We start from the raw sequence: 26,901 nt of genomic DNA, 5'->3' as shown, positions 1-26,901 counted from the left end.
CTGCGGCCCGGGCTGTCGCCGTCGCGCGCGGGTGACTTCCTGCAGTGCCCGCTGCTCTTCCGCTTCCGCACGATCGACCGGCTCCCCGAGCCGCCCAGCCCGGCCGCGGCGCGCGGGACGCTCGTGCACGCGGTCCTCGAGCACCTGTTCGGCCTGCCGTCGGTCGAGCGCACGCTCGAGGCCGCGCACGCCCTGCTGCCCGAGCAGTGGGCGGCCCTGCGCGAGCAGGACGCGCGGGTCGCCGAGCTGTTCGCCGACGAGGGCGCGCTGTCCGACTGGCTCGACTCGGCGCGGGCGCTGCTCGCGACGTACTTCACGCTCGAGGACCCGACGCGCCTCGAGCCCGCCGAGCGCGAGCTGTACGTGGTCACCGAGCTCGACGACGGCCCGCAGCTGCGCGGGATCGTCGACCGTATCGACGTCGCGCCCAACGGCTGGGTCCGGGTCGTCGACTACAAGACCGGCAAGTCACCGCGCTCGGGGTACGAGAGCTCGGCGCTGTTCCAGATGCGGTTCTACGCGTACGTCCTGTGGCGCACGCGCGGGGTGCTGCCCAAGCGGCTGCAGCTCGAGTACCTCGGCGACGGCACGATGCTCCAGCACGAGCCGACCGAGCCGGAGATGCTGACGTTCGAGGCCCGCATCCGCTCGATCTGGGCCGGCATCCAGGAGGCCGCGCGTGCCGACGACTGGCGCACGCGCCGCTCCAGGCTGTGCGACTGGTGCTCCTTCCGCGCCCACTGCCCCGAGTACGGCGGCACTCCCCCGCTCGCCGACCCCGACGCGGTCGAGCGCGCGACCGGGGTGCGTCCGGGTGCGGCTGCCGCCTCCTGACGTGGCCCCCCGGACGTCAGCGGGTCGGCGGGACCTCGAGCACCACGCCGGCCGCGAGGTCACGCAGCACGTCCAGCGTGAGGTCGCGCAGCGACCGGATGCGGCTGAGACCCGGTCGGTCGGCGACCTGCTGCACGCCGTCGACCGCGAGCGTGCGCGCCCCGGACGCGAGCGCCGAGGCGATCCCCGAACGCGAGTCCTCGACGGCGACGCAGCGCGCGACCGGCACGCCGAGCATGCGGGCCGCGAGCACGTAGGGCTCGGGGTCCGGCTTGGCGCGCGTGACGTCGTCACCGGAGACGACGACGTCGAACACGCCCGCGGCGACGGCGAACGGTTCGGCGAGCGGCCGGTACGACGAGGTCACGAGCGCGAGCGGGACCCCTGCGACCCTCAGGGTCTCGAGCGCGTCGCGCGCGCCGGGCTGCCACGGGACACGTCGCGTGACGGCGCGGGCGACCGACGCGGTCAGCTCGTCGACGATCGTCGTGACCGGCAGGTCCACGCCCCGAGCCTGCAGCACGCCCGCCGAGTGCACCATCGCGGAGCCCACGAGCTCGGTCGCATCCTGCGCGGTCCACGTCACGCCGAACCGGGACGTGAGCTCGATCTCGGCAGCCATCCACAACGGCTCGGTGTCGATGAGGGTGCCGTCCATGTCCCAGAGCACCGCGGCCGGGAGCGGACGCGCGGCGTCGTCCGTCGCGCCGGAGGTCCAGGTCGTGCGCGGGTTGGCCAAGGCGTCTCCGTGAGGTCGTCCGGTTGCCCGCGCGTGCAGGCGCAGGGGGCAGCTCGCGTGTCCGGGCTGGGCGAGCTTGCGGTCGACCCTATCCGCGGCCGTCCGGTGCGCGGTTCACTGGTGGCACAGGGTCTGGGAGGTGGGGCGATGTCCGCTGGACGACGTGGGGCGACCTGGCTCGTCGTCGCGACCGGGGTGCTCCTGCTGCTGAGCGCGTGCGCTGCGGGGGCGAACGCCGAGCAGAGCGCGAGCGGCGCGAACTTCTGGTGGGGGCTGTGGCACGGCGTGATCCTGCCGATCACGTTCGTCGTGTCGCTGTTCACCGACACGGTGTCGATCTACGAGGTGGACAACAACGGGAACTGGTACGACTTCGGCTTCGTGCTGGGGATCGCGCTGTTCTCGGGGCCCGTGATCGCGGGCGGACGCCGCCGCTGACCGGGCGTTCGCGCAGGTGAGGGACGCCACACCGGGACGCTCGGTTCGCCGTCACGGCCGCCGACGGGAGCGCGGCCTACCCTGGACGTGTGACTGAACCCACGTCGGAGCTGCCCGCCGGTCGAACGATCCTCCTCGCCGCGTTCGAGGGATGGAACGACGCCGGGGCCGCCGCCACGCACGCGCTCGAGCACCTGCACGACGTGTGGGGCGCCGAGCACGTGGACGAGCTCGACCCCGAGGAGTACCACGACTTCCAGGTCAACCGCCCGCACGTGAGCGTGGGGGCGGACGGCGAGCGGGAGATCACGTGGCCGACGACGGCGGTCGCGGTAGCGACCGCGCCGCGGTCCGGTCGGCGCGTGGTCCTGGTGCACGGCATCGAGCCGTCGATGCGGTGGCGTCGGTACAGCCACGAGCTGCTCGACATCGCGGCGACGCTCGAGGTGGACACGGTCGTGACGGTCGGCGCGCTGCTCGCCGACGTGCCGCACAGCCGGCCCATCCCGATCACCGCGACCTCGGAGGACCCGGCGCTGCGCCGGCTGCTCGACATCGAGCCGAGCACGTACGAGGGGCCCACGGGGATCGTCGGGGTGCTCCAGCACGAGGCCGCCGCCCGCGGGCTCGCCGCGATGTCGCTGTGGGCCGCGGTGCCGCACTACGTCGCGCACCCGCCGTCGCCCAAGGCGACGCTGGCGCTCCTGCGCCGTCTCGAGGAGATCCTCGGCGAGCCCATCGCGACGGGCGACCTGCCCGACGAGGCGGCGGCGTGGCAGCAGGGCGTCGACGAGCTGGCGGGTGAGGACGGCGAGATCGGCGAGTACGTGCGTCAGCTCGAGGAGGCCAAGGACACCGCGGACCTGCCCGAGGCGTCGGGCGAGGCCATCGCGCAGGAGTTCGAGCGCTACCTGCGTCGTCGTGACAAGGGCACCGGCAACGCCTGAGGCCTGACCTCGCCGCGCGCCTGAGCGCCGTCCGCGTCGGCTCGGGGCGTCGTCGTCACTGCCGCAGCCGTCGCTTCCGCCGTCAGAGACGCACGCCGAGCAGCGCGTCGACCGTGCGCGCGACCACGCCGGGCGCGCCCTCGACGAAGCCCGCACCGCCGGCCTGCGACTCGGCGATCGTGCGCGCCGCCCAGTCGTCCACCACGGCCAGCGCGGTCGGCGTGTCGAGGTCGTCGGCCACCGCGGCCCGCACCGCGGCGAGCACGGGTGCCGCGTCGACGCCGCCGTTGCCGGACATCGCCCGCCGCCACGTCTCGAGCCGTGTCACGCCGCGCGCGAGCACCGCGTCCGTCCACTCCCAGTCGTCGCGATACCGGTGCGCGAGGATCGCCAGCCGCACCGCCATCGGGTCGACGCCCTGCTCGCGCAGCCGCGAGACGAGCACGAGGTTGCCGCGCGACTTGCTCATCTTCTCGCCGTCGAGCGCGACCATCCCCGCGTGCACGTGCACCCGGCCGCCGGTCCCCCCGCTGAGCACGCGGAGGTGGGACGTGCTCATCTCGTGGTGCGGGAACAGCAGGTCGGACCCGCCGCCCTCGACGTCGAACGACGCACCGAGTGCCTCGCTCGCGATCACGGCGCACTCGATGTGCCAGCCCGGCCGGCCGCGGCCGAGCGACCCGCCGTCCCACGACGGCTCGCCCGGGCGCTCGGCGCGCCACAGCAGCGGGTCGAGCGGCGACCGCTTGCCGGCCCGGTCGGGGTCACCGCCGCGCTCGGCGGACAGCGCGAGCATCGTCGTCGTGTCGAGGTGCGCGACCGTGCCGAACGCGCCGTCGCGCGACAGGTCGGCGTAGACGTCCACGCCCGGCCCGTCCGGGACCGGGACGCCGTACGCCGCGCCGTCCGCGACGAGCTTCTCGACGGCGGTCACGATCGTCGCGACGGACTCGACCACGCCCGACCACGCGTCCGGGGGGACGACGCCGAGCGCGGTCATGTCCTCGCTGTAGAGCGCGACCTGCTGCGCGGCCAGCTCGCGCCAGTCGACGCCCGTCGCGGTCGCGCGCTCGAGCAGCGGGTCGTCGACGTCGGTCACGTTGGACGCGTAGCGCACGCGCTTGCCCTCGTCGCGCCAGGCGCGGCCGAGCACGTCGAACGCCAGGTACGTCGCGGCGTGGCCGATGTGGGTCGCGTCGTACGGCGTGATGCCGCACACGTAGAGCGAGACGTCGGTCCCGGGGGCCGCCACCACGAGCTCGCCCGTGGACGAGTCACGCACGCGGACGGGGCCGCCACGGCCAGGGAGCTCAGGGATCTGCGGGGCCGGCCAGGTGAGCACGTGCGCAGCCTAACGGCGTGGCGAGCCTGCTCGTGCGGCACTCTCGCGGTGCGAGCGCCAGAATCGGGCCGTGACCGATGACAACGCGCTGCGCGTCTACTCCGGCGACGGCGACGGGTGGCACCAGGTCGACGCCGTGCCGGCGACCGGGGCCGTGTGGGCCGTCGTGGACGACGGCGAGGTGCTGCGGGACCTCGCGCGCACGCACGGCCTGAGCGCGCAGGCGCTGCGGATGCTCGAGGAGCACCCGCTCTCGGCGGCGCACGACGAGTCCGGCCGGCACCTGCGCGGGCGCGTCAACCGGTCCAACGACGGCGAGATCCTCCTCACCGTCCCCACGGCGTCGTACGTCGAGGAGACCCGCGACGTCCGCACGGGGGTGCTGACGTGCGTCGTGACGGAACGGCTCATCCTGACGTACGAGCGCGGTGACGGCGAGGTGCTGACGCACGCGGTCGCCAAGCTGTGCGGCGGCCTCCCGGTCCCCGACAGCGGCGTCCGACAGGTGCTCGCGGCGATCCTGCTGACGCTCGTCAGCCGCGCCTCGGACGTCGAGGCGGGCCTCGGCGACGCGGTCGCCGGGCTCGAGCAGCTCGTCGTCGAGCCCCAGGCCACCTCCCGCGCTCGACGGCCGACCGGCCAGGACCCGCTCACGGCGGTGTACGGGCTCAAGCGGGAGATCGCCGAGGCGCGGCGCGCGCTCGGCCCGATGACGAGCGCACTGCCCGAGCTCGAGGCCGAGTCCCGCGACGCGCTGCGCGAGGGTCCGGGTCACCGCCGCGGCGATCCTGCGACGGACGTGTGGCTGCGACGCGTGCGCGAGTGGGCCGACCGCGTGGACGCGCACCTCGACGCGCACGACGAGCTGCTCGACGCGATGCTCTCGGTGCACCTCAGCAACGTCTCGGTGCAGCAGAACGAGGACATGCGCAAGATCTCGGCGTGGGCGGCCATGATCACGGTGCCCACGCTGATCGCGGGGATCTACGGCATGAACTTCCGGCACATGCCCGAGCTGGACTGGCGCTTCGGCTACCCGCTCGTGCTCGTCGTGATGGCGGGCGCGTGCGCGCTGCTGTTCCGGGCGTTCCGTCGTTCCGGCTGGCTGTGACCCGCGGGCGCGTCAGGTCGTCGTCGCCGGGTTGGCGTCGACCACGCCGGTCAGGAGCAGGATCACGACGAGCGCGGCCAGGCCGAGCCGGTAGTACACGAACGGCTTGTAGCTGAACGTCGAGACGATCTTCAGGAACGCGATGATCACGAGGTAGCCGACGAAGAACGCGACGACCGTGGCGATCAGCGTGACCCCGAAGCCGGGCTCGCCCGCCTTGCCGAAGTCGTCGAGCGACTTCACGAGCTGGAACAGCCCCGAGCCGAACACCGCGGGGATCGCGAGCAGGAACGAGTACCGCGCCGCGGCCTCGCGCGTGTACCCCATGAGCAGACCGCCCGTGATCGTGCCGCCCGAGCGGGACACCCCGGGGATGAGCGCGAGCGCCTGCCAGAAGCCGTACTGGATCGCGTCGCGTGCGGTCAGCTCCTCGAGCGGCTTGGAGCGCGTGCTGATCTTGTCCGCCCAGCCCAGCACGAGTGCGAAGCCCGCCAGGGTCAGCGCGACGAGCCAGAGGTTGCGGAACGTGTGCTCGATCCGGTCCTGGAACGCCACGCCCAGCACGACGATCGGCACGGTGCCGAGCGCGATGAACCAGGCCATGAGCGCGTCGTGGTCGGCCCGCCGGCCGGCGGGCGCGCCGAGGCGGGCGCGCAGGTCCGTCCCGTACCGGCCGCGCAGCGCGAACCACCATGCGCTGACGATGCGCGCGATGTCCCGACGGAAGTACAGGAGCACCGCGGTCTCGGTGCCGAGCTGGGTGATCGCCGTGAACGCAGCCCCGGGGTCTCCCCCGAGCAGGTCGCCGACGATCCGCAGGTGCGCGCTCGACGAGACCGGCAGGAACTCCGTGAGCCCCTGCACCAGACCGAGGATGATCGCGTCGAACCCGCTGATGTCTGCCACGGGCGGTCACGATATCCCGACCGGCTCTCGGGACGGCCCCGACGCGGCGTCGACCTGCTGTGTCGTCCGACTAGGGTGGCGGCCCATGGAGCATCGTCACGTCGGCCGCACGGGCTTGCGCGTCTCGCGCATCGGCCTGGGCACCATGACCTGGAGCCGCGACACCGACGAGCACGAGGCTGCCGAGCAGCTGCGCGAGCTCGTCGCCGCGGGCGGCACGCTCGTCGACACGTCGGCGTCGTACGCCGAGGGCGGCGCCGAGGAGCTCCTGGGCTCGCTGATCGGCACGGTCGTCGCGCGCGACGAGCTCGTGCTGTGCACCAAGGCGGGCGTCCGCCGGACGTCGACCGGGCCGGTCGTCGACGCCTCGCGCGGCGGCCTCCTCGCGTCGCTCGACGCCTCGCTGGCGCGCCTCGGCACCGACCACGTCGACCTGTTCCTCGTGCAGTCCCCCGACCCCCGCACGCCGCTCGAGGAGACCGCGTCCGCGCTCCGGCAGGCGGTCGTGTCCGGGCGCGCGCGGTACGTCGGCGTGTCGAACCACGCGGGCTGGCAGGTCGCGCTGCTCGCGGGGCTGCTCGACGACGTGCGGGACCGCGTGGGCCTGGCCGCGGTCGAGATGGAGTACTCGTTGCTGCAGCGCGGGATCGAGCGCGAGGTCGTGCCCGCCGCGCGGGCCGTGGGCGCCGGGGTGCTCGCGTGGTCCCCGCTCGGCCGCGGGGTCCTCACCGGGAAGTACCGTCGCACCGTCCCGGCCGACTCGCGTGCCGCCTCGCCGCACCTTGCCGGCTTCGTCCAGCCGTACCTGACCGCGCACGCGTCCGCGGTCGTCGACGCGGTGGTCATGGCGGCGGGCGGTCTGCAGCGCCAGCCGCTCGAGGTCGCTCTCGCGTGGCTCGCGCGCCGCGAGCGCGTCGCGTCCGCGATCGTGGGTGCGCGCACGGCGGCCCAGCTGCGCGGTGCGCTCACGTCGCTCGACCTCGAGCTGCCCGACGAGATCGTGCAGGCACTCGACGACGTCTCCGCGCCCGTCGTCGGCTACCCCGAGCGGTTCTAGCCCGCCGGGTCCGCCCACCGGCACTCGTCGGCCGGACGCCGGCACGCCCGGGGACGGCGGTGGCGCCCGCTCCGCCAGGAACGAGCGCCACCGGCGTCACGTGGTCCTACTTCGTGACGACGAGCTTCGTCGTCGCACCGCTCGCCGCGGCGTACGTCGTGGAGCCCAGGTACTTCACGGAGACCTTCCACGTGCCCTTGGCCAGCTTCGGCAGGGACAGCGTGGCCTTGCCGGACCTGAGGGTCACCGTCGTGGTGGTCGAGCGCCCGCTCTTGGAGAGCGTCACGCTGACCTTGCCGGTCGCGGTGGCGAGCCCCTTCGGGACCGTCACGGTGACCGTGGCCTTGCCCTTGGCCGTCGTCGTCGGCGTGGTGGTGACCTTGACGGCCACCTTCGAGATCGCGCCCTTGGTGATCTTCAGGGCACGCGTGGCGGTCGCGGTGGCGACGTTGGTGCTGCCCCCGTAGCTCGCCTTGAGCGTGTACGACTTCACCGCGAGGTTCGTCGGCAGCGTGACGACGGCCTGACCGCTCGACAGCGTCACCGTGCGGGACGAGCCCGCGCCGCTGAGCGTGACCTTGCCGGAGGCCGCCTTGCCGCGCGAGTCGACGACCTTCACCGTGACCTTCACGGCCTTGCCGTACGCGCTGCTCGAGACCGCGGAGATCGACACCTTCGCGGTGAGCTTCTTCACCGTGAGCGTCACGGGTGTCGACGTGGACGCCGTGTGGAGGGCGTCGCCGCTGTAGACGGCCGTGAGCGCGTAGGTGCCTGCCGCGACGGACGACGGGACCGTGAGCGTCGCCGTGCCGTCCACGACGGCGGACGTGACCGGGCCGCCCGGAAGACCCTGCAGGGAGACGGTGCCGGTCGCGCCGTCCGTCACGGTCGCCGTGTACGTCACGGACGTGCCGTACGAGGTCGACGCGGGGCCCGACAGCGTGGTCGCGGAGACCTTGCCGACGCGCAGGTCGACGGACGACGACGCGATCGAGTAGCCCCGGCCCAGGTAGACGACCTGCCACACGTCACCGATCTGGTCGGTCGTGATCGTGGGCAGCGTCAACGTGACCGGCGAGCCGTCCCGCTTGAGCTTCACCGAGCTCCCGACGAGCTCGCCGTCCTGGTCGAGCACGACGACCGAGCCCGCGGGGGTGCCGGTGCCGACGGCGGGCGCGACGTTCGCACCGCTCGTGTTGAACGTGATGAAGGGGGCGTAGCCGGCTGCGCTCGCCTCGACGCCCAGCGTGGGGGTCGTCCCCGGCACGAGGTCGGTCGAGGCGGCGCCGTCGACGGTCACGGACGTGGTGCTCGAGTAGCGCCGCGCACCGCCCAGCGAGCCGAGGACGTCCGTGTAGGCGCCGATCGCCTCGGAGGCGAAGTCACGCGCGTTGGCCAGACGGTCGCCGCCCGCGGCGAGTGCCCCGTTGAGCGTGGTCTCCGGCGTGTTCGGCAGGTCTCGACCCGCGACGTACCAGTACTCGGTCATGTACTCCGTGTAGGTGCCGTTGTCGTTGGTGCGGATCGCCTCGTCGACGACGGGAGCCGGGTTGCCGAACGCGTCCTCGTGGTCGGCGTGGTGCACCAGCAGCGCCGGCACCTGCAGGCGGCGCGCCGACTGGAGCGGCTGCGTGGTGTCGCCACCCGGGTAGTACCAGTTCGGGCTCGCACCCGGCTCCCCCGCCGCCGCGTACTCCGCGACCGCGTTGTGCAGGTAGGTGTTGAACAGGTCGCCGTACAGGTACCCCGGGGCGAGCGTCTTGCCGTCGGTGACGACAGGCGTGCCGCTCGTGCGGATGTGGTCGTACGCCGAGCCGGAGTTGCTCACGGAGAACAGCGAGAAGTCCAGGTTGTAGATCGTCTTGACCCCGTTGGCCTGGGCCTGCGCGTTGATCTCGTGGATCACGGCGCGCGTGTTGTGGCACCACGTGCCGCCGAACAGCAGCGGCACGTCGCTGTCGACGTAGCGCGGGTCGCTCAGCAGGTGGATCGTCTCGGGGTACGTCAGCTGCTGGACGCGCCACCCGTCGGCGGCGTCCGCGTCGCTCAGGATCGCGCCGCCGTACTTGGTGGCGTCCGGGTACGACGCGGTGTGCCGGCGGTTGACCTCGTCCCTGTAGAACTCGAACTGCGTGCTGACGTCGAGGTCCGGGTTCCCCGCGGTGCCGCCGGCAGCGAGGAGCGTCTGCTTGACCTCCTCCTCGTACGCGGCCTGCTCGGCCGGGGTGTCGAGGTCGGCCGCGGTCTTCGTCTCGGCCAGCGAGGCGACCACGCGGTCGTCGTTGCCCTCGCCGTCCTGGTGGTCCTTGTCGAGGACGACGAGGTACGGCCCCGTCACCTTCCCGGCCTCGGACCGGACGAACTCCGGCGCCGGGCTGTTGCCGTTGATGAGGTCGATGAGCGGGCCGCCCGTGGTCGCCGCCGCGCCTTCGGTCTTCCAGTAGGCCAGGCCTGCACCGGTGAGCTGGGTCTCGAGCTCGGCCCAGTCGAAGACGTTGAGCGCGTTGCCGTCGATGCGCGGGTTGAAGACGTAGATCTTCGGCACGCCGATGCTCTTCGCCGCGGCGTTGATGTGGGCGATCTCCGCCTGCGTGCTGGCGTCCTTCGGGTCGCCGATCAGGACCGCGTAGCGGCCGGACGTGAACCGCAGCAGGTACTTGAGCCGCTCGATCGTGATGGTCTCGAAGACGTGCTCGCCACGCTGCGGTGCGAGCGCGGGGAACACGTCCGCGAGGTAGTCGAAGTCGACGCTGGAGCTGATGGCGGGCGCGGCCGCGGGGGTCGCGGCGTGCGCGGCGGGGGCGAGCGCGACCGCGGGCGCCGCCGCGAGGGCGGCGACCACGATCCCGGCGAGCCTGCGCCGCACGGTGGTGGTGGACATGGCGATGACGTCGCTTTCTCCCGCCCCGGAGGGCGGGCGGTTCGGGGTGGGAGAGGTCAGCGGACGGGCTGGGCCGCGGGGGTCGACGGCCCGTCTGCTCGGGTGGGTGGGACGAACTGCCAGGTGACGCTGAGCTGCCCTGCCTCGGGGGCGACGTGCACCTCCGGGTAGGGAAGGGCGGAGGCCGCGGGCGTGTACGGCACGGTCGCGTGGTGCACCGCGGTCGGACGCGCGGCGGTCGAGTACGCGGTGGTCGAGTACGCGGCGGTCGGGTCCGCCGAGGTCTCGGGCGCGGCGTGCGCGGCCGTGGCCACGGGGATGCGCTTCGGGGCGAACGCCGTCAGCAGCGGGTTGTCGAGCTGCAGCGGCGGCAGCACGGCCGTGGCCGGAGCTGCGGCGGCCGGCTGGCCGGTCGTCGCCGGGACCGTCGGCACCGGCGCGGCGGCGGCCCGGCGCGACCCTCCGCGGGCGTAGTGCGACGTGAGCAGGAGCACGCCGGCGACAGCCAGCGCGCCGAGGATCACGAGCCCCGTGAGCGGCGGGACCGTCTCCGAGGGCGTCGGCCCGGGGTCCTCACCCGTCGTCGGCGCGGCGGCGGTCGTCAGGGTCACGGCGCTCTGCGAGACGGCCTGCCCCTGGTACGCGACGACGAAGTGGTGCTCACCCGCGGGCGCATCCTGCGGGATGACGACGTCGGTGGCGAAGGCGCCCGACTCGTCGGTGGTGACGGTCGTGAGCAGGACGGGCGTGGAGTGGAGCTCGACGTCCAGCTGGACGCCGGCCGCGTAGCCGGCGCCGGTCAGCGCGACCGTCGCGCCGGGCGCGACGTCACCGGTCCAGGTCAGCGTGCCGACGACCGAGCCCGCGGGTGTCCCGATCGTCACCGGCTCCGACGGCGTGGAGGCCGCGGACTCGCCGACCTCGTTCACCGCACGCACGGCGGCGCGGTAGCTGCCGTCGGGCAGGTCACGGAACTCCTGCGTGAAGGTCTCGGCGTCGACCTCGGCGCGGTTGCCGCCGCTGAGCAGCACGACGTAGCCCGTGACGCTGTCCAGCTCGACGTCGACCGACGGCTCCCAGGCGACGACGATCGTCGATCCGTCGACGGTGAGCGTCGGCGTGCCGGGTGCGGAGGGCGCGCCGGCGACGATCTCCTCCTCCGGGTCGATCCCGAGGTCGTCGACGACGGGCGTCGCCGGTACGGCGGGCGGCGGCGTCGCGCCCGGCGCGGGCGTGCTGCCCGGCGCGGGCGGCGTGGTCGGTGCGGCGGTCGCGCCGGGCCGCGGCGTGGGGGCCTTGGTCGGTGCCGGCGCCTGGGTGGGTGCGGGCGTCTTCACGGGGGTCGGCGCCTTGGTCGGCGTGGGCGTCTTCGACGGCGCCGGCGTGGGCGACTTCGTCGGGGTCGGCGTGAGGTGGTAGTCGGCCGGGAGGTCGTCCTCGTACAGCACCTCGTCGGCGGCACCCTGCCAGATGCCCGTGCTCGCGCTCGAGTGCACGATCCGGCCCTTGTACTTCGGGTTGTTCCCGTCGTACTCGTGGCACGTCGGGATCGGCTGGCACCACTTGTCCTCGGGCAGGTACGTGAGGGCTGCGCCGTTGTCGTCCTGCAGGCAGTGCTGATCGTCGCCGCCGTCGACCCAGGAGACGGACGCGGCGTCGGCCTGGCTGGCCTGGACGACCGGCAGGCCGAGGGCCAGCAGGGCGACGACGAACGCCGCGGCGAGCGCACGGGTGCGGCGGTGGAGCGTGCGGGCGAGGTTCACGGTGGACGCTTTCTCGGAGATCTTCGGGGGAAGGAGCGGGCGGGTCAGCGGGCGCCGACGCGCTCGCGAGGGCTGGGGTCGACGGCGCACGCGCCGACGGGGACGCCGCCCCACAGCGCGTCGTCGCCGTGCTCCGCGGTCGGTGCGGGCTCGGCGGCGCTGACGTCCTGCGACGAGGCGTCGAACGCGACGCTCACGTCCGGGTTGGGCGCCCGGAAGACCTCGTCGTCGAGGCGGCCCTCCTTGCGGGCGACGATCGTCGCGGCGACCGCCGCCGAGGTGACGTTGTTCGTGGTACGCGCCATGTCGGCCAGCGCGCTGATCGGCAGCGTGAGGATGACGACCTCGAGCGGAAGCCCGGCGGCCGCGAGCACGGTCGTCGCCGTGACGGTCGCGGTGCCGGGCACGCCTGCGGTACCGATCGAGACGACGAGACCCAGCAGGACCAGCACCGCGTAGTCGCCGAGGCCGTACGGGATGCCGAGGGCGTTGACGGAGTACACCGCCAGCAGCGTCGGCCAGATGCCGGCGCACCCGGGCATCCCGATCGTCGTGCCGAGCGGGGCCGTGAAGCCGGCGATCTCGGCCGGGACGCCCACCCGGGTGCGCAGGAGGCTCGTCGTCAGCGGCAGCGTCCCGGCGCTGGACTGCGTGGTGAACGCCGTGAGCTGCGCGGGCAGGATGTGCCGGAAGAACGCGACCGGGCTGACGTTCGCCGAGACCCGCAGGAACACGCCGTTGACGAGGTACGTGTGCGCGAAGCAGACGACGAACGCCACGACGAGCAGCGTGAACAGCGGCCACAGCTGGCTGGTGTCGGCCGAGACCGTCGAGGTGAACGACGCCGTGAGGGCGAGCACCGCGTACGGCGTGAGGCTGATGACGAAGCCGACGGCGCGGTAGATGATCTCGCGGAACGCCTCGACCAGCCGCTTGAACGGAGCGACCTTCTCGGGGTGCTTGTCGGCGATCAGCGAGCACGAGACCGCGATGAGCAGGCTCACGAGAATGATCGGGATGACGTTGTTCTCGGAGACGTCCTTGACGATGTTCGTCGGGAAGAAGCCGATGAACACGGCCGAGAAGGGTTGACGGACCGAGTCGAGCGACCGCGTGTCGACGCCTTCGGTGCCGAGCTGCGCGCCCGAGCCCAGGCCGACGAGCAGCGCGGTGCCGAGCGCGAGGAAGATCGCGACGAGGTTGAGGCTCAGGAGCCAGTACACGGACCGGCCGCCGATCGTGCGCAGCTGCGCGGTCGAGCCGAGCGACGTGATGCTCGACAGGATCGAGACGATCACCAGCGGCGCGACGATCGTCAGCAGCAGGTTGACGTAGACCCGGCCCAGGGGCTGCACGTACTCGACGTGGTCGCGGAAGACCACGCCGACGCCGACGCCCAGGAACAGGCCGACGAAGGTGAGCACGCTGAAGTTCACGCGCTTGCGGGACAGGGCGAGGATGCCGGCGAACAAGCCGATGGTGACGGCGAGCGCCGCTGCGTCCCAGACGTTCACGGGGGCTCCGATCGTGCACGAGCAGCACCGCACGGCCGTCGGACGGCCGTGGGCGGCGTGCTCAGGGGGAAGGGGGACAGACCTTCAGGCGCGGGAGGACGAGGCCTCGCGCACGAGGTTCGACGTGCGACAGGGGGCGGCGCAGGAACATCGACGGAGTCGGTGCTCGGCTGCGCCCTTCACGCCTGTGCTCCTCATGTCTCGAGGCGTCGATCGCTCGCCGCCGTGCTTGCCGCCGCGCGGTGCGCGACGACCTGGTCCTCACCCGGGGCACCCCGCCACGGACGGAGGGTTGCCGGTCTCCCAGCCGGGGCTTGTCGGAGACGCTCGTGACCTGTCAGTGCCGACCGACCTTATTCCTACTCGATCGGTCAGCCTTTTCCTGACGTGCTCTTTCTAGTGATCCGGCGCAGCGAGGGTCAACGACCGGGACGCAGAAGTCCGCGATCTGAGACCGGTTCACCCGTTCGGGCGCAGGTCACGGGCCCGGACGGGATCCGCAGGTCAGAGGCATGCCAGAGAGGTCAGAGGGCATGCCAGCGCCTCGGGCGCGCAGAGCGCACCCGAGCGATCGCGGCACGCGTCAGCGCGCGGTCTCGACCTCGTCGTACTCGTCGTCGCCGGTCCAGCCGCCCTCGGCGTCGTCCGACTCGTCGTCGCCGTCCTCGACGTCCTCGTCGAAGTCGTCGTCGTCCTCGTCCTCCTCGGCGAGGTAGAACGGCGTCGCCTCGCCGTGCACGGTGCCCAGCGCGTCGTCGTACACCTCGAAGGCGTCGGCGAGCACGTCGTAGGCGTCGTCGACCGCGGGGTCGTCCTCGCCCTGGCGCGAGACGACGGCGCTGTAGTGCGCCTCGAGCGCAGCGACGAAACGGTCCAGCGCGGCACGGGGGTCGACGGTCATGCCCGAACCGTACCGCCGCGAGCGGGTCCCTGGCAGGACCGAGGACTGCCGACCACCCCTGCGGCCGTGGGCCACGTCCCGGACCTCCCGACGGCAGCGCGGTCCGCGGTGCACAATGGGCGCCACGCGAGTCGGCAACGGGAGGGTGACGGATGGCCGTCGAGACGCGTCAGCGACGCCGGGACTGGGTCGCGCAGGGTGGGCAGTACGAGTACCGGGTGGTGGTCCTGCCACGCACGACGAGCCGCAGCGACGCCCAGCGGATGCTCACCGAGCACGCCGAGTACGGCCGATGGGAGCTGGCACGCTCGGTGCTGTACGTGGGAGGCGAGCGGCGCGTGTGGCTGCGCCGCAAGGTGCTGCGGGTGCGCAGCACGCTCGCCTGAGCGGGTCCCCGGACGCCCGGCGGGCCCGGGCACGGCCGCACGCCCGGCGGGCGGGTCGGCAGCGGGGACTCGTCAGAACGTCGTGAGCAGCCGGTCCAGCACGCGCGTCCCGAACTTCAGGGCGTCGATCGACACCCGCTCGTCGACGCCGTGGAACATGCCTGCGAAGTCCAGGTCGTCGGGCAGCCGCAGCGGCGCGAACCCGTACCCCGTGATCCCCAGACGCGAGAGCGACTTGTTGTCCGTCCCGCCCGACAGCGTGTAGGGCAGCACCGCGGCGCCGGGGTCCTCGGCGAGCAGCGCGTCCGTCATCGCGTCGACGAGCGATCCCGTGGTCGGCGCCTCGAGCGCGACGTCGTGGTGAATGCGCTCGAGCCGCACGTGCGGGCCGGCGAGCCGCTCGATCGTCTCCCGGAACTCCGCCTCGCGGCCCGGGAGGAACCGGCCGTCGACCGCCGCCTCGGCGCGGCCGGGCACGACGTTCGCCTTGTAGCCCGCGGTGAGCTGCGTCGGGTTCGACGTGTGCCGCAGCGTCGCCCCGACGAACCGGCTCGCCGAGCCGAGCGCCGCGACGAGCGCGTCGATCGCCTGCTCGTCCTCGGGGTCGAACGGCAGCCCGGTGAGGTCCGCGACGCCCTCGAGGAGCGCACGCACCGTCGGGGTCAGCTCGAGCGGCCACGCGTGCCGCCCGATGCGCGCGACGGCCTCCGCGAGGTGGGTGACGGCGTTGTCGGGCGTCACCTGGCTGCCGTGCCCCGCGCGGCCCTCGGCGACGAGCTTGAGCCACGACAGGCCCTTCTCGGCGGTCTGCACGAGGTACGCGCGGCGCCCGCCGACCGTGACCGAGAACCCGCCGACCTCGCTGATCGCCTCGGTCGCGCCCTCGAAGATCTCTGGCTTGTGGTCGACGGCCCAGCTCGCGCCGTACGTGCCGCCGGCCTCCTCGTCGGCGAACATCGCCAGGACCACGTCACGTGCGGGCTTGCGCCCCTCGCGCGCCATCTGCCGGATGACGGACAGGATCATCGCGTCCATGTCCTTCATGTCGACCGCGCCGCGGCCCCACAGCAGGTCGCCGTCGACGTGGCCGGCGAACGGGTCGACGGTCCAGTCGGACGCCTGCGCCGGAACGACGTCGAGGTGCCCGTGCAGGACGAGCGCGGGCCGGCTGCGGTCGGCGCCTTCTATGCGCACCGCGAGGCTCGTGCGGCCCGGCGCGCTCTCGAACACGTCCGGTTCGAGCCCGACGTCGCTGAGCAGCCCCGCGGTGTACTCCGCTGCGGCCCGCTCCCCCGGGCCCGACCCGTCGCCGTAGTTCGAGGTGTCGAAGCGGATGAGGTCGCGGCAGATGTCGACGACCTCGTCGGCGGCGGTCAGGCTGGGGCGGGGCTCGTTCGTGGGCACCCGCCCACCGTACCTGCGCGCACGGACGGGCCCCACGACCGCGGGGCCCGTCCCGTCCGGCGGTACGGCCTCAGGCCTGCACGGCCGCGGTCAGGCCGCGGCGCACGAGCAGCGGCTCGATCTGCGGGTCCCGGCCGCGCAGGTCGCGGAACGCCTCCATCGGGTCCACCGAGCCGCCGCGGCCCAGCAGCTTCGCGCGGAACGCGTCGCCGTTCTCGCGGCGCAGGCCGTCGTTCTCGCGGAACCACTCGACGGTGTCGGCGTCGAGCACCTCCGACCAGATGTAGGAGTAGTAGCCCGCCGAGTAGCCGCTCGAGAACACGTGGTTGAAGTACGCGCTGCGGTACCGGGGCGGCACCGGCGCGAACGCCACGCCGGCCCGCTCGAGGGCCGCGGCCTCGAACGCCTCGACCTGCTCGGGGTCGGTCGGGACCTCGGCGGGCGTCAGGCGGTACCAGGCCTGGTCGAGCAGGGCCGCCGCGAGGTACTCGGTGGTGCGGAAGCCCTCGCCGTCTTGGCGACCCGCGAGCAGCGTCTCGACCCACTCGCCGGGCATCGGCTCACCCGTCTCGTGGTGCACCGCGAACGCCTGCAGCACCTGCGGCTCCCACGCCCAGATCTCGTTGACCTGCGACGGGTACTCGACGAAGTCGCGCGGCACCTCGGTGCCCGACTGCGACGGGTAGCGCACCGCGGACAGCAGCCCGTGCAGCGCGTGGCCGAACTCGTGGAACATCGTCGTGACCTGATCCCACGTGAGCAGCGTCGGCTGGCCGTCCGGCGGCTTGGGGATGTTGAGGTTGTTCACGACGACGGGCGGCTCACCCAGCAGAGTCGACTGGTCGACGAGGTTGTTCATCCACGCGCCGCCGCGCTTCGACTCGCGCGTCCAGTAGTCCGCGAGGAACAGGCCGAGCCCGGAGCCGTCGGTGTCGAACACCTCGAACACCCGCACGTCCGGGTGGTAGCCGACGAGGTCGGTGCGCTCGGCGAAGGTGAGCCCGTACAGCGCGGTCGCGGCGCGGAAGACGCCCTCGTGCAGCACGCGGTCGAGCTCGAGGTACGGGCGCAGCGCGGTCTCGTCGAGCGAGCGGGCGTGGGCCCGGACGCGCTCGGCGTAGTACGCCCAGTCCCACGCCTCGAGCGTCGCTCCGGGCTCGTCCTGCTGGAGCGCGGCCGTGAGCTCGGCCGCCTCGGAGCGCGCGTTGGCGACCGCGGCGGGCGCGAGCCGGCTCAGGATGTCCTCGACCGCCTCGGCCGACTTCGCCGTCGCGTCGGCGGCCACGTACGCGGCGTGGTGCGGGTAGCCCAGGAGCTGGGCACGCTCGGCGCGCAGGCGGGCGAGCTCGAGCAGCGTCGCGCGCGTGTCGTGCGCGCCGCCCAGGCCACGTCCGACGGAGGCGCGGTGCAGCCGCTCGCGCAGCGCGCGGTCGCGCAGCGTGACGAGCTGCGGCTGGCTCGTCGGGAGCTGCAGCTCGAGGAGCCAGGCACCCTCGTGCCCGCGCTCGGCCGCGGCACGTGCCGCCGCCGACCGCGCGTCCTGCGAGAGCCCGTCGAGCTGCGCCTCGTCGGTCACGAGGACCGCGGCCTCGTTCGTCGCGGCGAGGACCTCGCGCCCGAACACCGTCGCGAGAGTCGTGATCTGCGCGTTGAGCTCGCGCAGGCGGTCCTGCGCCGCGGCGTCGAGCCGGACGCCTGCGCGCACGAACGTCGTGCGCGTGCGCTCGAGCAGCCACGCCGTGTCGGGCTCGAGCGTGAGCTCGCCGGCGCGGACCTGCGCGTCGAGGGCCTCGAGCCGGGCGAACAGGCGCGCGTCGAGGTGGATCGCGTCGAGGTGCGCGGCGAGCTGCGGCGCGACCTCCTCCTCGAGCGCGTCGAGCTCGGGCGTCGAGTCGGCGCTCGACTGGTTGAAGAACGCGACGAGCACGCGCTGCAGCGTGCGGCCCGCGCGCTCGAGCGCGACGAGCGTGTTCTCGACCGTCGGCTCGCTCGGATCGGTGGCGATCACCTCGACCTGGGCGCGGTGCTCGGCCATGCCGTACGCGATCGCGGGCCGGTAGTGCTCGGTCCTGATGCGGGTGTAGTCGGGCAGGCCGTACGGCAGGGACGACGGTGCGGCGAACGGGTTCTCGGGGTCGAGCGGCTCACGCTTCATGTCCCGCATCATCACCCACGCGACCGTGTCCCCGCTGATGCACGGCACGGCGGGACGCGCGAGTCGGCGCATCCCGTGACAACTCGGTCGAGATCGGCCACCGTGGGCCTCGGTGTCGCCCGTTCGGGTGACACCGACGGCGGTCGACCGGCCGCCGTCCTCGCGACGAAGGGACACCATCGTGGCAGGACGACGCACCCGTGCCCTCGCAGGCACCCTGGTCACGCTCGTGGTCGGCACGAGCGCACTTCTCGCCCCACCCGCCTCGGCGCACGGCCCCGGCGGTCACCACGACGACGCCGCGCGGTTCGCGAAGCAGGTGACGACCCGCGGGGTATGGCGGCACCTCGAGGAGCTCCAGCGCATCGCCGACCGCCACGACGGCAACCGGGCGGCGCTCACCGAGGGGTACGAGGCGAGCGCGCGCTATGTCGAGCGCACGCTCGCGAAGGCCGGCTACCACACGAAGCGGGACCCGTTCACGTTCGACCTCGAGGTCGTCGACGCCGCGAGCCTGACGCTCTCGACCGGCGAGTCGTACGCCGTCGACCAGATGCAGTACGCGCCCAACAGCCCCGAGACCGGCGTGAGCGCTCGCGCGTCGGTGCCGGTCGACCCGACGGGCTGCACCGCCGACGCGTGGGGGGACGTCGAGACGGTCGGCACGATCGCGGTGGTCAGCCGCGGCGTCTGCTCGTTCGCGCAGAAGGCGGTGACGGCCGAGGCCGCTGGAGCCGTCGGCCTCGTCGTCTACAACAACGTCGAGGAGATGCTGTTCGGCACGCTCTCCACCGAGGGCCTCGTGCAGATCCCGGTCGCAGGCATGCCGATGGCGGACGGGCTCGCGGTCGTCGAGGCCGTGACCGAGCGCGGCGCGACGCTCACGCTCGACACGCGCTTCCACACCGAGGAGCGCACGAGCTTCAACGTCATCGCCGAGACCAGGGCCGGACGCGACGACAACGTCGTGATGCTGGGCGCGCACCTCGACAGTGTCGAGGAGGGCCCGGGGATCAACGACAACGGCTCAGGCTCGGCGGTGCTGCTCGAGGTCGCGGTCCAGCTCGCGAAGCAGAAGCACCACCACAACACCGTCCGCTTCGCGTGGTGGGGCGCCGAGGAGCTGGGGCTCATCGGCTCCACCGAGTACGTGGACGAGCTCGCGACGAGGCCCGGTGAGCTCGACCGCATCGCCACCTACCTCAACTTCGACATGGTCGGCTCGCCGAACTACATCATCGGCGTCTACGACGCGGACGAGTCGACCTACGAGGCGCCGGTGGACGTGCCCGAGGGCTCGGCGCAGACCGAGGCCGTCCTGACGGGGTACTTCGACCGCATCGGGCAGCCGTGGGTCGACACCGAGTTCTCCGGCCGCTCGGACTACCAGGCGTTCATCCTCAACGGCATCCCCGCCTCGGGCCTGTTCACCGGCGCGGACGACATCAAGACCGACGAGGAGGTCGCGCTGTTCGGCGGCACGCCCGGCATCCGCCACGACCCGAGCTACCACACGGCCGGCGACGACCTGGCGAACGTCAGCCGCGAGGCGATCGGGATCATGGCGCCGGCCGTGGCGTTCGCGACCGCGAGCCTCGCGCGCGACACGTCCGCGATCAACGGCGTGAAGGGCCCCGGCAAGCCGGGTCACCACCCCGGTCCGGGGAGGCCCGGGCACCCGGGCAAGCACCACGGGCACGGCCCGGGCGGCGAGCACCGGCACCTGGAGCGCGCGTCCTGACGCACCGCTGAGCGCCCGCTGACGCCCAGCTGAGGAGCCCGGCTGCTGAGCCCGGCTGCTGAACGCCTGGTGGGGCCGGGTCGGCGACCCGGTCCCACCAGGGGCGTCAGAGGCTGGTCGGGGGCTGGATGACGATCGCCGTCGAGCGTGCGCCCGCCTCGCGCGCGGCCGCGACCACGTGCTCGACATCGACGAGCGGACCCTCGACGAGCACGGGCTGACCCAGCTGCGACTCCCCCGACCAGCTCACGGCGGCGTGCGCCGGCGGCCGGAACGCCACGTCGCGCGGCAGGTGGCAGACCCCCGCCGCACGCACCCCCAGGTCCTCCGCTCGGCGCACCACGACGCCCGAGACGGCCGCGAGCCGCTCGACCGCGCGCACCAGCTCGTGCTGGCGGCGCTCGGTGGTGCGGAACGTGACCGTGACGAGGCCGGCCTGCGGGTCCGCGTCGCTCGTGGCGAGCGCGTCGAAGCTGATGCCGCGCGTGGCGAACACGGCGGTCACGGCCGCGACCGTGCCCGGTCGGTTGGCGCCGCGCACGAACACGACCCAGCGGTCGTCGTGCAGGTCCTCGAGCTCGTTCATCGCACCGCCTCCTCCCGCTCGACCGCCTCGGCGCGTCCGACCCCGCCGCGTCCGACCTCGTCGAGCGCGACGTCGGTCCACGGCGCCGTCCCAGCCGCGATGCGGCGCGCGACCGCGGCGAGACGCTCGTGCTCGTCGTCCGCGAGCGCGGGCAGCAGCACCTGCGTCCAGCCCTCGGGCCCGAGCACCACGGGGACGCCGAGCACGCCGTGCACGGGCTCTCCCGCGAGCGCGACCTCACCGTCGAGCAGCACCTGCCCGGCGACGACGGTGTCGCGGCCGTCGAGCACGGTCTCGATGAGGTCGATGGTGGCGCTGGCCGTCCCTGCGGCGGTCTTGGCGCCGCTCTGCTGGGTCATCCAGGGCCGGGCGGCGAGCCTGACGTCGGGTGGCCACGTGTCGACGAGCCGGAACGCGGCGGCCAGGTCCTGCACCGCGGCGCTCGACAGCGCGTGCTTGGCGGTGGCGATCTCGTCGTCGTACGTCGCGAGCGTGCGCGGTCCTCGGACGCGAGCGACCTCGGCGCGCCGCTCGGCGGCGTCGAGGCCGGCGATCCGCACGGTGGACCACAGCGGGACGAGGTCGTCGCCGTGCTGGCCGACGGCGAACCCGCCGACCCGGTGGCGTCGCACGCCGATGGAGGCGGCGACCTCGCGACGGAACCGCAGCGTGTCGAGCCACGCACCCATCCCGATGACACGGTGCCGGCCGAGCGCGTCGCCCAAAACCGCGACGCCGAGCTCGACGGGGTTGGAGACGACGACCACGACCTCGCGACCCGAGCCGTGCCGGGCGAGCGCGTCGGCGTAGGTGGCGAAGACGCGCGCGTTGTCCTGTGCGAGCGCGCGCCGGTCGACGGGCGCGCCCGGCGTCGTGCCCGCGGTGCGGCCGGCCGCGACCACGACGACGTCGGCCACCACGTCCGACGGGTCGAGCGCGACGTCGAGCAGCGGCGCGTGCTCGTCGTACGCGTCGACGAGGTCGGCCGCGAGCCCGTACGTCGCGGTCGCCGACCGTCCGCCGGGGCGACCGACGAGCTGCAGGCGGGACGTCGGCGGCAGCACACGCCGCTCGACGAGCTGCGTGCAGATCTGCCGCCCGACGTCGCCCGTCGCGCCCAGCACCGCCACATCCATGGCGCGAGACTAGGCGCGCTTCGTTGCGGGCGCGTGACGCGCGTCCCGCTGCCGGCGGTCCATGGCGTCAGGCGAGCGCGTCGGCGACGGACACCGACGGGTAGGCGTGCGCGGCGGCGACGGCGGCGTTGACGAGCCGCCCGGCGTGCGTCGTCAGCCCGCTGGCCAGCGCCGGGTCGTCGGACACCGCGGCGCGCCAGCCGCGCGACGCGATCGCGTGCACGTACGGCAGCGTGACGTTGGTCAGCGCGCGCGTCGAGGTGACGGGCACCGCACCGGGCATGTTCGCGACGCAGTAGAAGACGCAGCCCTCGACCAGGTAGGTCGGGTCGTCGTGCGTCGTGGGGTGCGTCGACTCGAAGCACCCGCCCTGGTCGACCGCCACGTCGACGAGCACCGAGCCCGGGCGCATGCGGGCGACGAGCTCGTCGGACACCAGGCGCGGGGCGCGCGCGCCGGGGACGAGGACGGCACCGATGACGAGGTCCGCGTCGGCGACCTCGCGCTCGAGGACCCAGCGGTTGGACGCGAGCGTGCGGATGCGACCGGCGCTGGCCGCGTCGATCTCCCGCAGCCGCGGCATCGACAGGTCCAGCACCGTGACGTCGGCGCGCATGCCGAGCGCGATCTGCGCGGCGTGCCACCCGACCGTCCCGCCGCCGAGCACGACGACGCGCGCGGGGTCGACGCCGGGCACGCCGCCCAGCAGCACGCCCGCACCCCCCTCGTTGCGCATGAGGTGGTACGCGCCGACCTGCGCCGCGAGCCGTCCGGCGACCTCGCTCATGGGCGCGAGCAACGGCAGCGACCCGTCGGGCAGCTGCACGGTCTCGTAGGCGATCGAGGTGGTCCCCGCGGCGAGCAGCGCGTCGGTCGCGGGACGGTCGGCGGCCAGGTGCAGGTAGGTGAACAGGACCAGGTCGTCGCGCAGGTGGACGAACTCGGCGGGCGTCGGCTCCTTGACCTTGCACACGAGGTCGGCCTCGCCCCACACGGTCGCCGCGTCGGCGACGATCTCGGCTCCGGCCGCGCGGTACTCGTCGTCCCCGATCGCTGACCCGACTCCCGCGCCGGACTGGACGAGGACGCGATGCCCCTCGGTCACCAGGTGGTGCGCTCCGGCGGGTGTGAGCGCCACGCGGTACTCGCGGTTCTTGGTCTCCTGCGGGACTGCGACGATCATCTCGGCTCCCTGGGTCTGGGCGGGGTGTGCCCGGGCGTGCGGGTTCGGCACGCCGGGTCGCGGCGCTGCCACGTCCAGCATCCGTCGTCGGTGCCCGCGGCGCGAGAGGATCACGGCGTGTTCCGCAAGACGCGCCCACACGCTCCTGCCGGCTTCTTCGCGTGCGAGGCCGCCGGCCTCGCCTGGCTGCGCGACGCCGGCGGGACGCCGGTCGTGCGCGTGCTGGACGTCGGCGAGGACCACCTCGACCTCGAGCGCCTCGTCCCGGTCCCGCCCACCCGGGACGCGGCCGTCGCGTTCGGCCGCTCGCTGGCCCGCACGCACGCGGCCGGCGCGCCCGCGTTCGGCGCGGTGCCGCCCGGCTGGGAGGGCGACGCGTGGTTCGGTCCGCTCGACGCACCGCTCGTGATGGCCGCGGGCGACGACGAGCGCTGGGGCACGTTCCTGGCGGAGCGCCGCCTGCGGCCCCTGGCCGACCAGCTCGTCGGGATCGCGCCGACGAGCGTGCTGGACCGCCTCGCGCGCGTCGCGGACCGCGCACGGGCCGGGGCGTGGGACGACGACGAGCCGCCCGCGCGGCTGCACGGTGACCTGTGGGCCGGCAACGTCATGTGGACCCCGCAGGGCGCGACGCTCATCGACCCGGCTGCCCACGGCGGGCACCGCGAGACGGACCTCGCGATGCTCGCGCTGTTCGGCCTCCCCCACCTCGACGACGTCCTGGCCGCCTACGACGACGAGCGCCCTCTGCGACCCGGGTGGCGTCGCCGCACGACGCTGCACCAGCTCTACCCCGTGGGTGTGCACGCGGTGCTGTTCGGCGGGCACTACGTCGCGCAGCTCGACAGGCTCCTGACGTCGCTGCACGCGTGAGGCGTCAGACGCGCGCGTCCTCGTCGTCGACCCGGCTCCCCTGCGGCCCCATGCCGTCGTCGGCCTCGTCGGGAGCCATCGGGGGGTCGAGCGTGCGCATGCGCGAGAAGATCGCCCACGCCACCGCGACGAGCGGCACGCTCACGACCGCCCCGAGGATGCCCGCCGTCAGCGTGCCGGCCGCCACCGCGAGCGCCACGACGACCGGGTGGATCGCGACCTGCTTGCCCATGACGAGCGGCTGCAGCACGTGCCCCTCGAACTGGCCGATGAGCGCGATGCCGACCCCGACGAACACCGCCGACCAGAAGCCGTTGGCCGCGAGCGCCACGATCATCGCGATCACCATCGCGGCCGGCGCACCGATCAGCGGGATGAACGCACCGATGAAGACGAGCACCGCGAGCGGGGCCGCGAGCGGCACCCCGAGGATGAGCAGCAGGATGAACGCGAGGATCCCGTCCGTGACGGCGATGATCACCGTCCCGCGCGTGTAGCCGGAGAACGTGTACCAGCCCGCTCCGCCCGCCTGGATCCAGCCTTCGCGGAACCGCTCGGGAAGCTGGTTGAGGAACCACGTCCACATCTCGCGGCCACGCGCGAGGAAGAACACCGTGCAGAAGATCGCGAGCGCGAGCGCGGTGAACACCTCGACCACCGACCCGGCGCTCTGCGCGGCCTGACCCGCGAGGTCGCCGGCGTGGTCCTGCACCCACTGCTGCGCGTCGTTGATCCACTCGGCGATCTGCTCGCTCGTGATGCGGAACGGCAGCTTCCCGCTCTCCAGGAAGTCCGTGATCTGCGTGAGCCCGTTGCTGAACTGGTCGGACAGGTCCTCCCACTCGTTCGCCACCGAGTAGCCCACGTACGTGAGCAGCCCCGCGAAGAACAGCACGCCGGTGAGGATCGCCAGCGCGGTGGCGAGGAACCTCGGCACGAACCGCGCGAAGAGCTCCACCAGGGGCCGCAGCACGGCGGTGAACACGAGCGCGAGGAAGACCGCGATGAACAGGAGCTTCACCTGCGAGGTCGCGTAGAACACCATCCCGACCGCGATGACGACGACGATCAGCCGCCACGCGGACCCCGCGAGCATCCGCAGCCAGTGCGGCGCGTCGTGCTCGACGGACTGGGGTGTGCGCCGGGTACCCGCGACCCGACGGGCCGGTCGCGCGGCCTGCGCTCCGGCGCGCTCGCCGGGCTCCGCCATTCGTGCCCTCCCCCACGTCGGTCGACGGCCCGGTCGCAGCGCGAGGGCCGGTGAGCGAATCGTCCCAGCCCGAGTCTGCCCCTGGGGGCCGATGCATGCCCGGCCGACTCACCGTGCTATCTTTTCTGCCGCACCACGGGGCGCCTCCGGGCTCTCCGATGGTCCACCTGTCCGGGTGGCGGAATGGCAGACGCGCTAGCTTGAGGTGCTAGTGCCCGCAAGGGCGTGGGGGTTCAAGTCCCCCTCCGGACACTCGTTGAGACAGCGAACCGAAGGGCCGTGACCGGCAGCAGTGCGGGTCACGGCCCTTCGTGTGTCCGCGACCGTCCTGCATCTCAGCAGCGTTGCTGCAACGCCGGTCCAGGCGTCCGGGCACGCACGTGTCGAGGCCGACCCGAAGGTCGCCTGCGTGGAGCATGCGACCGAGGTCGGGGCGTCTCGTCGTCACGCCCGCATCTGTCGGACCGCCTCGGGCAACGGGACGCGTCCGTGGCCTTCACGGCCGCAGGACCGCGGTGGGAGAGTTCGGTCCATGTCGGGAGCCGCGCATGCCCCGAGCCCGCGAGGCCGGACGTCACTCCCGACGACCGATGTGCTCGGTGAGGAACGCGTCGACGGCCGCGTGGTAGGCAGCGGGCTGGTCGCGTCGCACGCAGTGGCCCGCACCGTCGACGGCGACCCTGCGGACGAGGGGGTTGTCGACCAGGTCCGGGCGGGGCGCCATCGGCGCGTCACCGGGCAGGACGAGCAGCGTCGGGACCGCGAGCGCGGCGAACAGCTCCTCCCACGCGAGATCTCCGAGGAACAGCCCCCGCCGGACGTACGCGCGGTCGACGAGCGGACGGCTGTCGGCCCACGCCTCGATCTCGGCGTCGCTCCAGGCCGTCTCGCGGCGCATGCGGGCGACCTCGGCAGCGCGGTCGCGCTCGGTCGCGACGAGCGACGACTCGACGCCGGTCACCACGTCGGGGTGGGCGACGAACACGGTCCGGTCGCCCTCGCGCGTGGGGATGCCGTCGGGCTTGGCAGGGTCCTCGAGCACGAGCGCGCGGACCGCGTCGGGGCGCTCGAGTGCGGCGCGCAGCGCGAGCAGGCCGCCGAGCGAGTGCCCGACGAGCACGACCGGGGCAGGCTGGGCGTCGAGCAGGTCGAGCACGTCGGCGAGCATCACGTCGGGCGCGCGGTCGAGCTCGTCGTCGGTGAACCGCGGGGACCGTCCGTGCCCGCGCAGGTCCGGCGCGATCACGTCCCAGTCGTCGTCCCAGTGCCTGACGAGGTCGGGCCAGGTGGTCCCGGCATCGGTCAGCCCGTGCAGGAGCACCACGCGCGGCCGCCCGGGCCGGCCGTAGCGGTGCACAACCAGCGGGCGCTCGGCGCGTCCGTCATCGGGAGCTCGCGAGTCGCCGGGCCGTCTCGTGGCGGGACCGGCTGCGGGCTCGAGGGTGACGTCCTCGTACGCCTCCACGCGCGGCGGGCTCGCGAGCAGGGTGTGCCACTCGTCGATCAGAGCGCGCATCGCGGGGTCCTGCTCGACGCGGACCTGGTCCGCCGCGTAGGTGACACGGTCGCGGTACTCCATGATCTCGACGAACGCCCCGGGCTCGGTCAGGCTCCACTGCAGCCGCACCCTGATGCCGCCCGGCGCCTCGTACACCGGGCGGGCGCGGGCCAGGAACGACTCCAGCGTGCGGGCGTCGCACGCCGCCCTGCCGTGCAGGTAGAGGGTGATCATGGCGACCATCGTCCCGGCGACCTGCGACGACGCACAGCCCGAACGTCCCGGGTCACGACCGG

The 26,901-nt window shown here is 73.4% G+C and carries 22 protein-coding genes, 1 tRNA gene and 1 riboswitch; of the genes, 9 read left to right on the top strand and 14 right to left on the bottom strand.

Going from position 1 to position 26,901, the window contains the following annotated elements; all coding sequences use genetic code 11:
* A complete protein-coding gene (locus CPE01_RS12160) occupies window positions 1–834 on the top strand; it encodes a RecB family exonuclease (protein WP_222592917.1) in 834 nt (277 codons plus the stop codon).
* Between the two features lie 16 nt (window positions 835–850).
* On the opposite strand, the gene CPE01_RS12155 is transcribed toward CPE01_RS12160, so the two are convergent.
* Window positions 851–1,573 carry an HAD family hydrolase gene (locus CPE01_RS12155; protein WP_246783907.1) on the bottom strand — a complete coding sequence of 241 codons (723 nt, stop codon included), beginning with the start codon at window positions 1,571–1,573 and terminating at the stop codon, window positions 851–853.
* 147 nt (window positions 1,574–1,720) lie between these two features.
* On the opposite strand from CPE01_RS12155, the gene CPE01_RS12150 reads away from it, so the two are divergent.
* Window positions 1,721–2,011, top strand: a complete 291-nt coding sequence (locus CPE01_RS12150) for a hypothetical protein (protein WP_146807068.1) — start codon at window positions 1,721–1,723, stop codon at window positions 2,009–2,011.
* Window positions 2,012–2,100: 89 nt separating this feature from the next.
* Window positions 2,101–2,958 carry a PAC2 family protein gene (locus tag CPE01_RS12145; protein WP_146807066.1) on the top strand — a complete coding sequence of 286 codons (858 nt, stop codon included), beginning with the start codon at window positions 2,101–2,103 and terminating at the stop codon, window positions 2,956–2,958.
* A gap of 82 nt (window positions 2,959–3,040) precedes the next feature.
* Here the strand turns inward: CPE01_RS12145 and mshC are convergent, their stop codons facing one another.
* A complete protein-coding gene (gene mshC / locus CPE01_RS12140) occupies window positions 3,041–4,300 on the bottom strand; it encodes a cysteine--1-D-myo-inosityl 2-amino-2-deoxy-alpha-D-glucopyranoside ligase (protein ID WP_146807064.1) in 1,260 nt (419 codons plus the stop codon).
* Between the two features lie 70 nt (window positions 4,301–4,370).
* Between mshC and CPE01_RS12135 the strand changes: the two genes are divergently transcribed.
* The gene (locus CPE01_RS12135) at window positions 4,371–5,411 is read left to right on the top strand and encodes a magnesium and cobalt transport protein CorA (RefSeq protein WP_146807062.1); all 1,041 of its coding nucleotides are present in this window, start codon (window positions 4,371–4,373) and stop codon (window positions 5,409–5,411) included.
* 12 nt (window positions 5,412–5,423) lie between these two features.
* Here the strand turns inward: CPE01_RS12135 and CPE01_RS12130 are convergent, their stop codons facing one another.
* On the bottom strand, window positions 5,424–6,308 hold the full coding sequence (locus tag CPE01_RS12130) for an undecaprenyl-diphosphate phosphatase (RefSeq protein ID WP_186811523.1): 885 nt from the start codon (window positions 6,306–6,308) through the stop codon (window positions 5,424–5,426).
* A gap of 94 nt (window positions 6,309–6,402) precedes the next feature.
* On the opposite strand from CPE01_RS12130, the gene CPE01_RS12125 reads away from it, so the two are divergent.
* On the top strand, window positions 6,403–7,374 hold the full coding sequence (locus CPE01_RS12125; protein WP_146807058.1) for an aldo/keto reductase: 972 nt from the start codon (window positions 6,403–6,405) through the stop codon (window positions 7,372–7,374).
* Window positions 7,375–7,480: 106 nt separating this feature from the next.
* On the opposite strand, the gene CPE01_RS12120 is transcribed toward CPE01_RS12125, so the two are convergent.
* From CPE01_RS12120 to CPE01_RS12105, 4 genes are all read right to left on the bottom strand, one after another.
* Window positions 7,481–10,255 carry an Ig-like domain-containing protein gene (locus CPE01_RS12120; protein WP_146807056.1) on the bottom strand — a complete coding sequence of 925 codons (2,775 nt, stop codon included), beginning with the start codon at window positions 10,253–10,255 and terminating at the stop codon, window positions 7,481–7,483.
* Window positions 10,256–10,311: 56 nt separating this feature from the next.
* On the bottom strand, window positions 10,312–12,018 hold the full coding sequence (locus CPE01_RS12115; RefSeq protein ID WP_146807054.1) for a fibronectin type III domain-containing protein: 1,707 nt from the start codon (window positions 12,016–12,018) through the stop codon (window positions 10,312–10,314).
* A gap of 44 nt (window positions 12,019–12,062) precedes the next feature.
* Window positions 12,063–13,532, bottom strand: a complete 1,470-nt coding sequence (locus tag CPE01_RS12110) for a dicarboxylate/amino acid:cation symporter (protein WP_186811521.1) — start codon at window positions 13,530–13,532, stop codon at window positions 12,063–12,065.
* Between the two features lie 220 nt (window positions 13,533–13,752).
* A riboswitch (SAM riboswitch) is annotated at window positions 13,753–13,867 on the bottom strand.
* A gap of 248 nt (window positions 13,868–14,115) precedes the next feature.
* Entirely contained in the window at window positions 14,116–14,433 is a 318-nt protein-coding gene (locus CPE01_RS12105; protein WP_146807050.1) for a primosomal protein, read from the bottom strand.
* 152 nt (window positions 14,434–14,585) lie between these two features.
* Here CPE01_RS12105 and CPE01_RS12100 point away from each other — a divergent pair, with 152 nt between their 5' ends.
* Window positions 14,586–14,819 (top strand): DUF5703 family protein, encoded by a 234-nt coding sequence (locus CPE01_RS12100; RefSeq protein WP_146807048.1) that lies wholly within the window; start codon window positions 14,586–14,588, stop codon window positions 14,817–14,819.
* Between the two features lie 72 nt (window positions 14,820–14,891).
* On the opposite strand, the gene CPE01_RS12095 is transcribed toward CPE01_RS12100, so the two are convergent.
* Both CPE01_RS12095 and CPE01_RS12090 read right to left on the bottom strand, forming a co-directional pair.
* On the bottom strand, window positions 14,892–16,223 hold the full coding sequence (locus tag CPE01_RS12095; protein WP_146807046.1) for a M20/M25/M40 family metallo-hydrolase: 1,332 nt from the start codon (window positions 16,221–16,223) through the stop codon (window positions 14,892–14,894).
* A gap of 70 nt (window positions 16,224–16,293) precedes the next feature.
* Window positions 16,294–18,378 (bottom strand): M3 family metallopeptidase, encoded by a 2,085-nt coding sequence (locus CPE01_RS12090; protein WP_146807044.1) that lies wholly within the window; start codon window positions 18,376–18,378, stop codon window positions 16,294–16,296.
* Window positions 18,379–18,559: 181 nt separating this feature from the next.
* Here CPE01_RS12090 and CPE01_RS12085 point away from each other — a divergent pair, with 181 nt between their 5' ends.
* Complete coding sequence (locus CPE01_RS12085; protein ID WP_146807042.1) at window positions 18,560–20,119, top strand: M20/M25/M40 family metallo-hydrolase; 1,560 nt, start codon at window positions 18,560–18,562, stop codon at window positions 20,117–20,119.
* 106 nt (window positions 20,120–20,225) lie between these two features.
* Here the strand turns inward: CPE01_RS12085 and CPE01_RS12080 are convergent, their stop codons facing one another.
* The 3 genes from CPE01_RS12080 to ald all read right to left on the bottom strand — a co-directional run bounded on the left by CPE01_RS12080 (window position 20,226) and on the right by ald (window position 23,024).
* Complete coding sequence (locus CPE01_RS12080) at window positions 20,226–20,705, bottom strand: ACT domain-containing protein (RefSeq protein ID WP_146807040.1); 480 nt, start codon at window positions 20,703–20,705, stop codon at window positions 20,226–20,228.
* Window positions 20,702–21,841 carry a lactate/malate family dehydrogenase gene (locus CPE01_RS12075; RefSeq protein WP_146807038.1) on the bottom strand — a complete coding sequence of 380 codons (1,140 nt, stop codon included), beginning with the start codon at window positions 21,839–21,841 and terminating at the stop codon, window positions 20,702–20,704. Before CPE01_RS12075 ends, CPE01_RS12080 begins: the two co-directional genes overlap by 4 nt.
* A 67-nt stretch (window positions 21,842–21,908) precedes the next feature.
* A complete protein-coding gene (ald, locus tag CPE01_RS12070; protein ID WP_146807036.1) occupies window positions 21,909–23,024 on the bottom strand; it encodes an alanine dehydrogenase in 1,116 nt (371 codons plus the stop codon).
* A 117-nt stretch (window positions 23,025–23,141) separates the two neighbouring features.
* Between ald and CPE01_RS12065 the strand changes: the two genes are divergently transcribed.
* Window positions 23,142–23,897 carry a fructosamine kinase family protein gene (locus CPE01_RS12065; RefSeq protein ID WP_246783906.1) on the top strand — a complete coding sequence of 252 codons (756 nt, stop codon included), beginning with the start codon at window positions 23,142–23,144 and terminating at the stop codon, window positions 23,895–23,897.
* Window positions 23,898–23,901: 4 nt separating this feature from the next.
* Here the strand turns inward: CPE01_RS12065 and CPE01_RS12060 are convergent, their stop codons facing one another.
* The gene (locus CPE01_RS12060) at window positions 23,902–25,107 is read right to left on the bottom strand and encodes an AI-2E family transporter (protein ID WP_146807032.1); all 1,206 of its coding nucleotides are present in this window, start codon (window positions 25,105–25,107) and stop codon (window positions 23,902–23,904) included.
* 169 nt (window positions 25,108–25,276) lie between these two features.
* On the opposite strand from CPE01_RS12060, the gene CPE01_RS12055 reads away from it, so the two are divergent.
* Window positions 25,277–25,359 (top strand) — tRNA-Leu (locus CPE01_RS12055).
* Window positions 25,360–25,681: 322 nt separating this feature from the next.
* On the opposite strand, the gene CPE01_RS16485 is transcribed toward CPE01_RS12055, so the two are convergent.
* Window positions 25,682–26,839 carry an alpha/beta fold hydrolase gene (locus CPE01_RS16485; protein ID WP_186811520.1) on the bottom strand — a complete coding sequence of 386 codons (1,158 nt, stop codon included), beginning with the start codon at window positions 26,837–26,839 and terminating at the stop codon, window positions 25,682–25,684.
* Window positions 26,840–26,901 lie beyond the last annotated feature (62 nt).

This window comes from Cellulomonas persica (genome assembly GCF_007989825.1).
GTDB classification, from domain to species: Bacteria; Actinomycetota; Actinomycetes; order Actinomycetales; family Cellulomonadaceae; genus Cellulomonas; species Cellulomonas persica.
Note: the sequence above shows the minus strand (reverse complement) of the source record. Positions and strands in the feature narration are given on the sequence as shown.

Bases quoted from the DNA above. Each gene is read 5' to 3' on its own strand.
- CPE01_RS12090 (WP_146807044.1), bottom strand. From the start codon at position 18,378: ATGAAGCGTGAGCCGCTCGACCCCGAGAACCCGTTCGCCGCACCGTCG.
- CPE01_RS12080 (WP_146807040.1), bottom strand. From the start codon at position 20,705: ATGAACGAGCTCGAGGACCTGCACGACGACCGCTGGGTCGTGTTCGTG.
- CPE01_RS12060 (WP_146807032.1), bottom strand. From the start codon at position 25,107: ATGGCGGAGCCCGGCGAGCGCGCCGGAGCGCAGGCCGCGCGACCGGCC.
- CPE01_RS12120 (WP_146807056.1), bottom strand. From the start codon at position 10,255: ATGTCCACCACCACCGTGCGGCGCAGGCTCGCCGGGATCGTGGTCGCC.
- ald (WP_146807036.1), bottom strand. From the start codon at position 23,024: ATGATCGTCGCAGTCCCGCAGGAGACCAAGAACCGCGAGTACCGCGTG.
- CPE01_RS12100 (WP_146807048.1), top strand. From the start codon at position 14,586: ATGGCCGTCGAGACGCGTCAGCGACGCCGGGACTGGGTCGCGCAGGGT.
- CPE01_RS12125 (WP_146807058.1), top strand. From the start codon at position 6,403: ATGGAGCATCGTCACGTCGGCCGCACGGGCTTGCGCGTCTCGCGCATC.
- CPE01_RS12105 (WP_146807050.1), bottom strand. From the start codon at position 14,433: ATGACCGTCGACCCCCGTGCCGCGCTGGACCGTTTCGTCGCTGCGCTC.
- CPE01_RS12150 (WP_146807068.1), top strand. From the start codon at position 1,721: ATGTCCGCTGGACGACGTGGGGCGACCTGGCTCGTCGTCGCGACCGGG.
- CPE01_RS16485 (WP_186811520.1), bottom strand. From the start codon at position 26,839: ATGATCACCCTCTACCTGCACGGCAGGGCGGCGTGCGACGCCCGCACG.
- CPE01_RS12075 (WP_146807038.1), bottom strand. From the start codon at position 21,841: ATGGATGTGGCGGTGCTGGGCGCGACGGGCGACGTCGGGCGGCAGATC.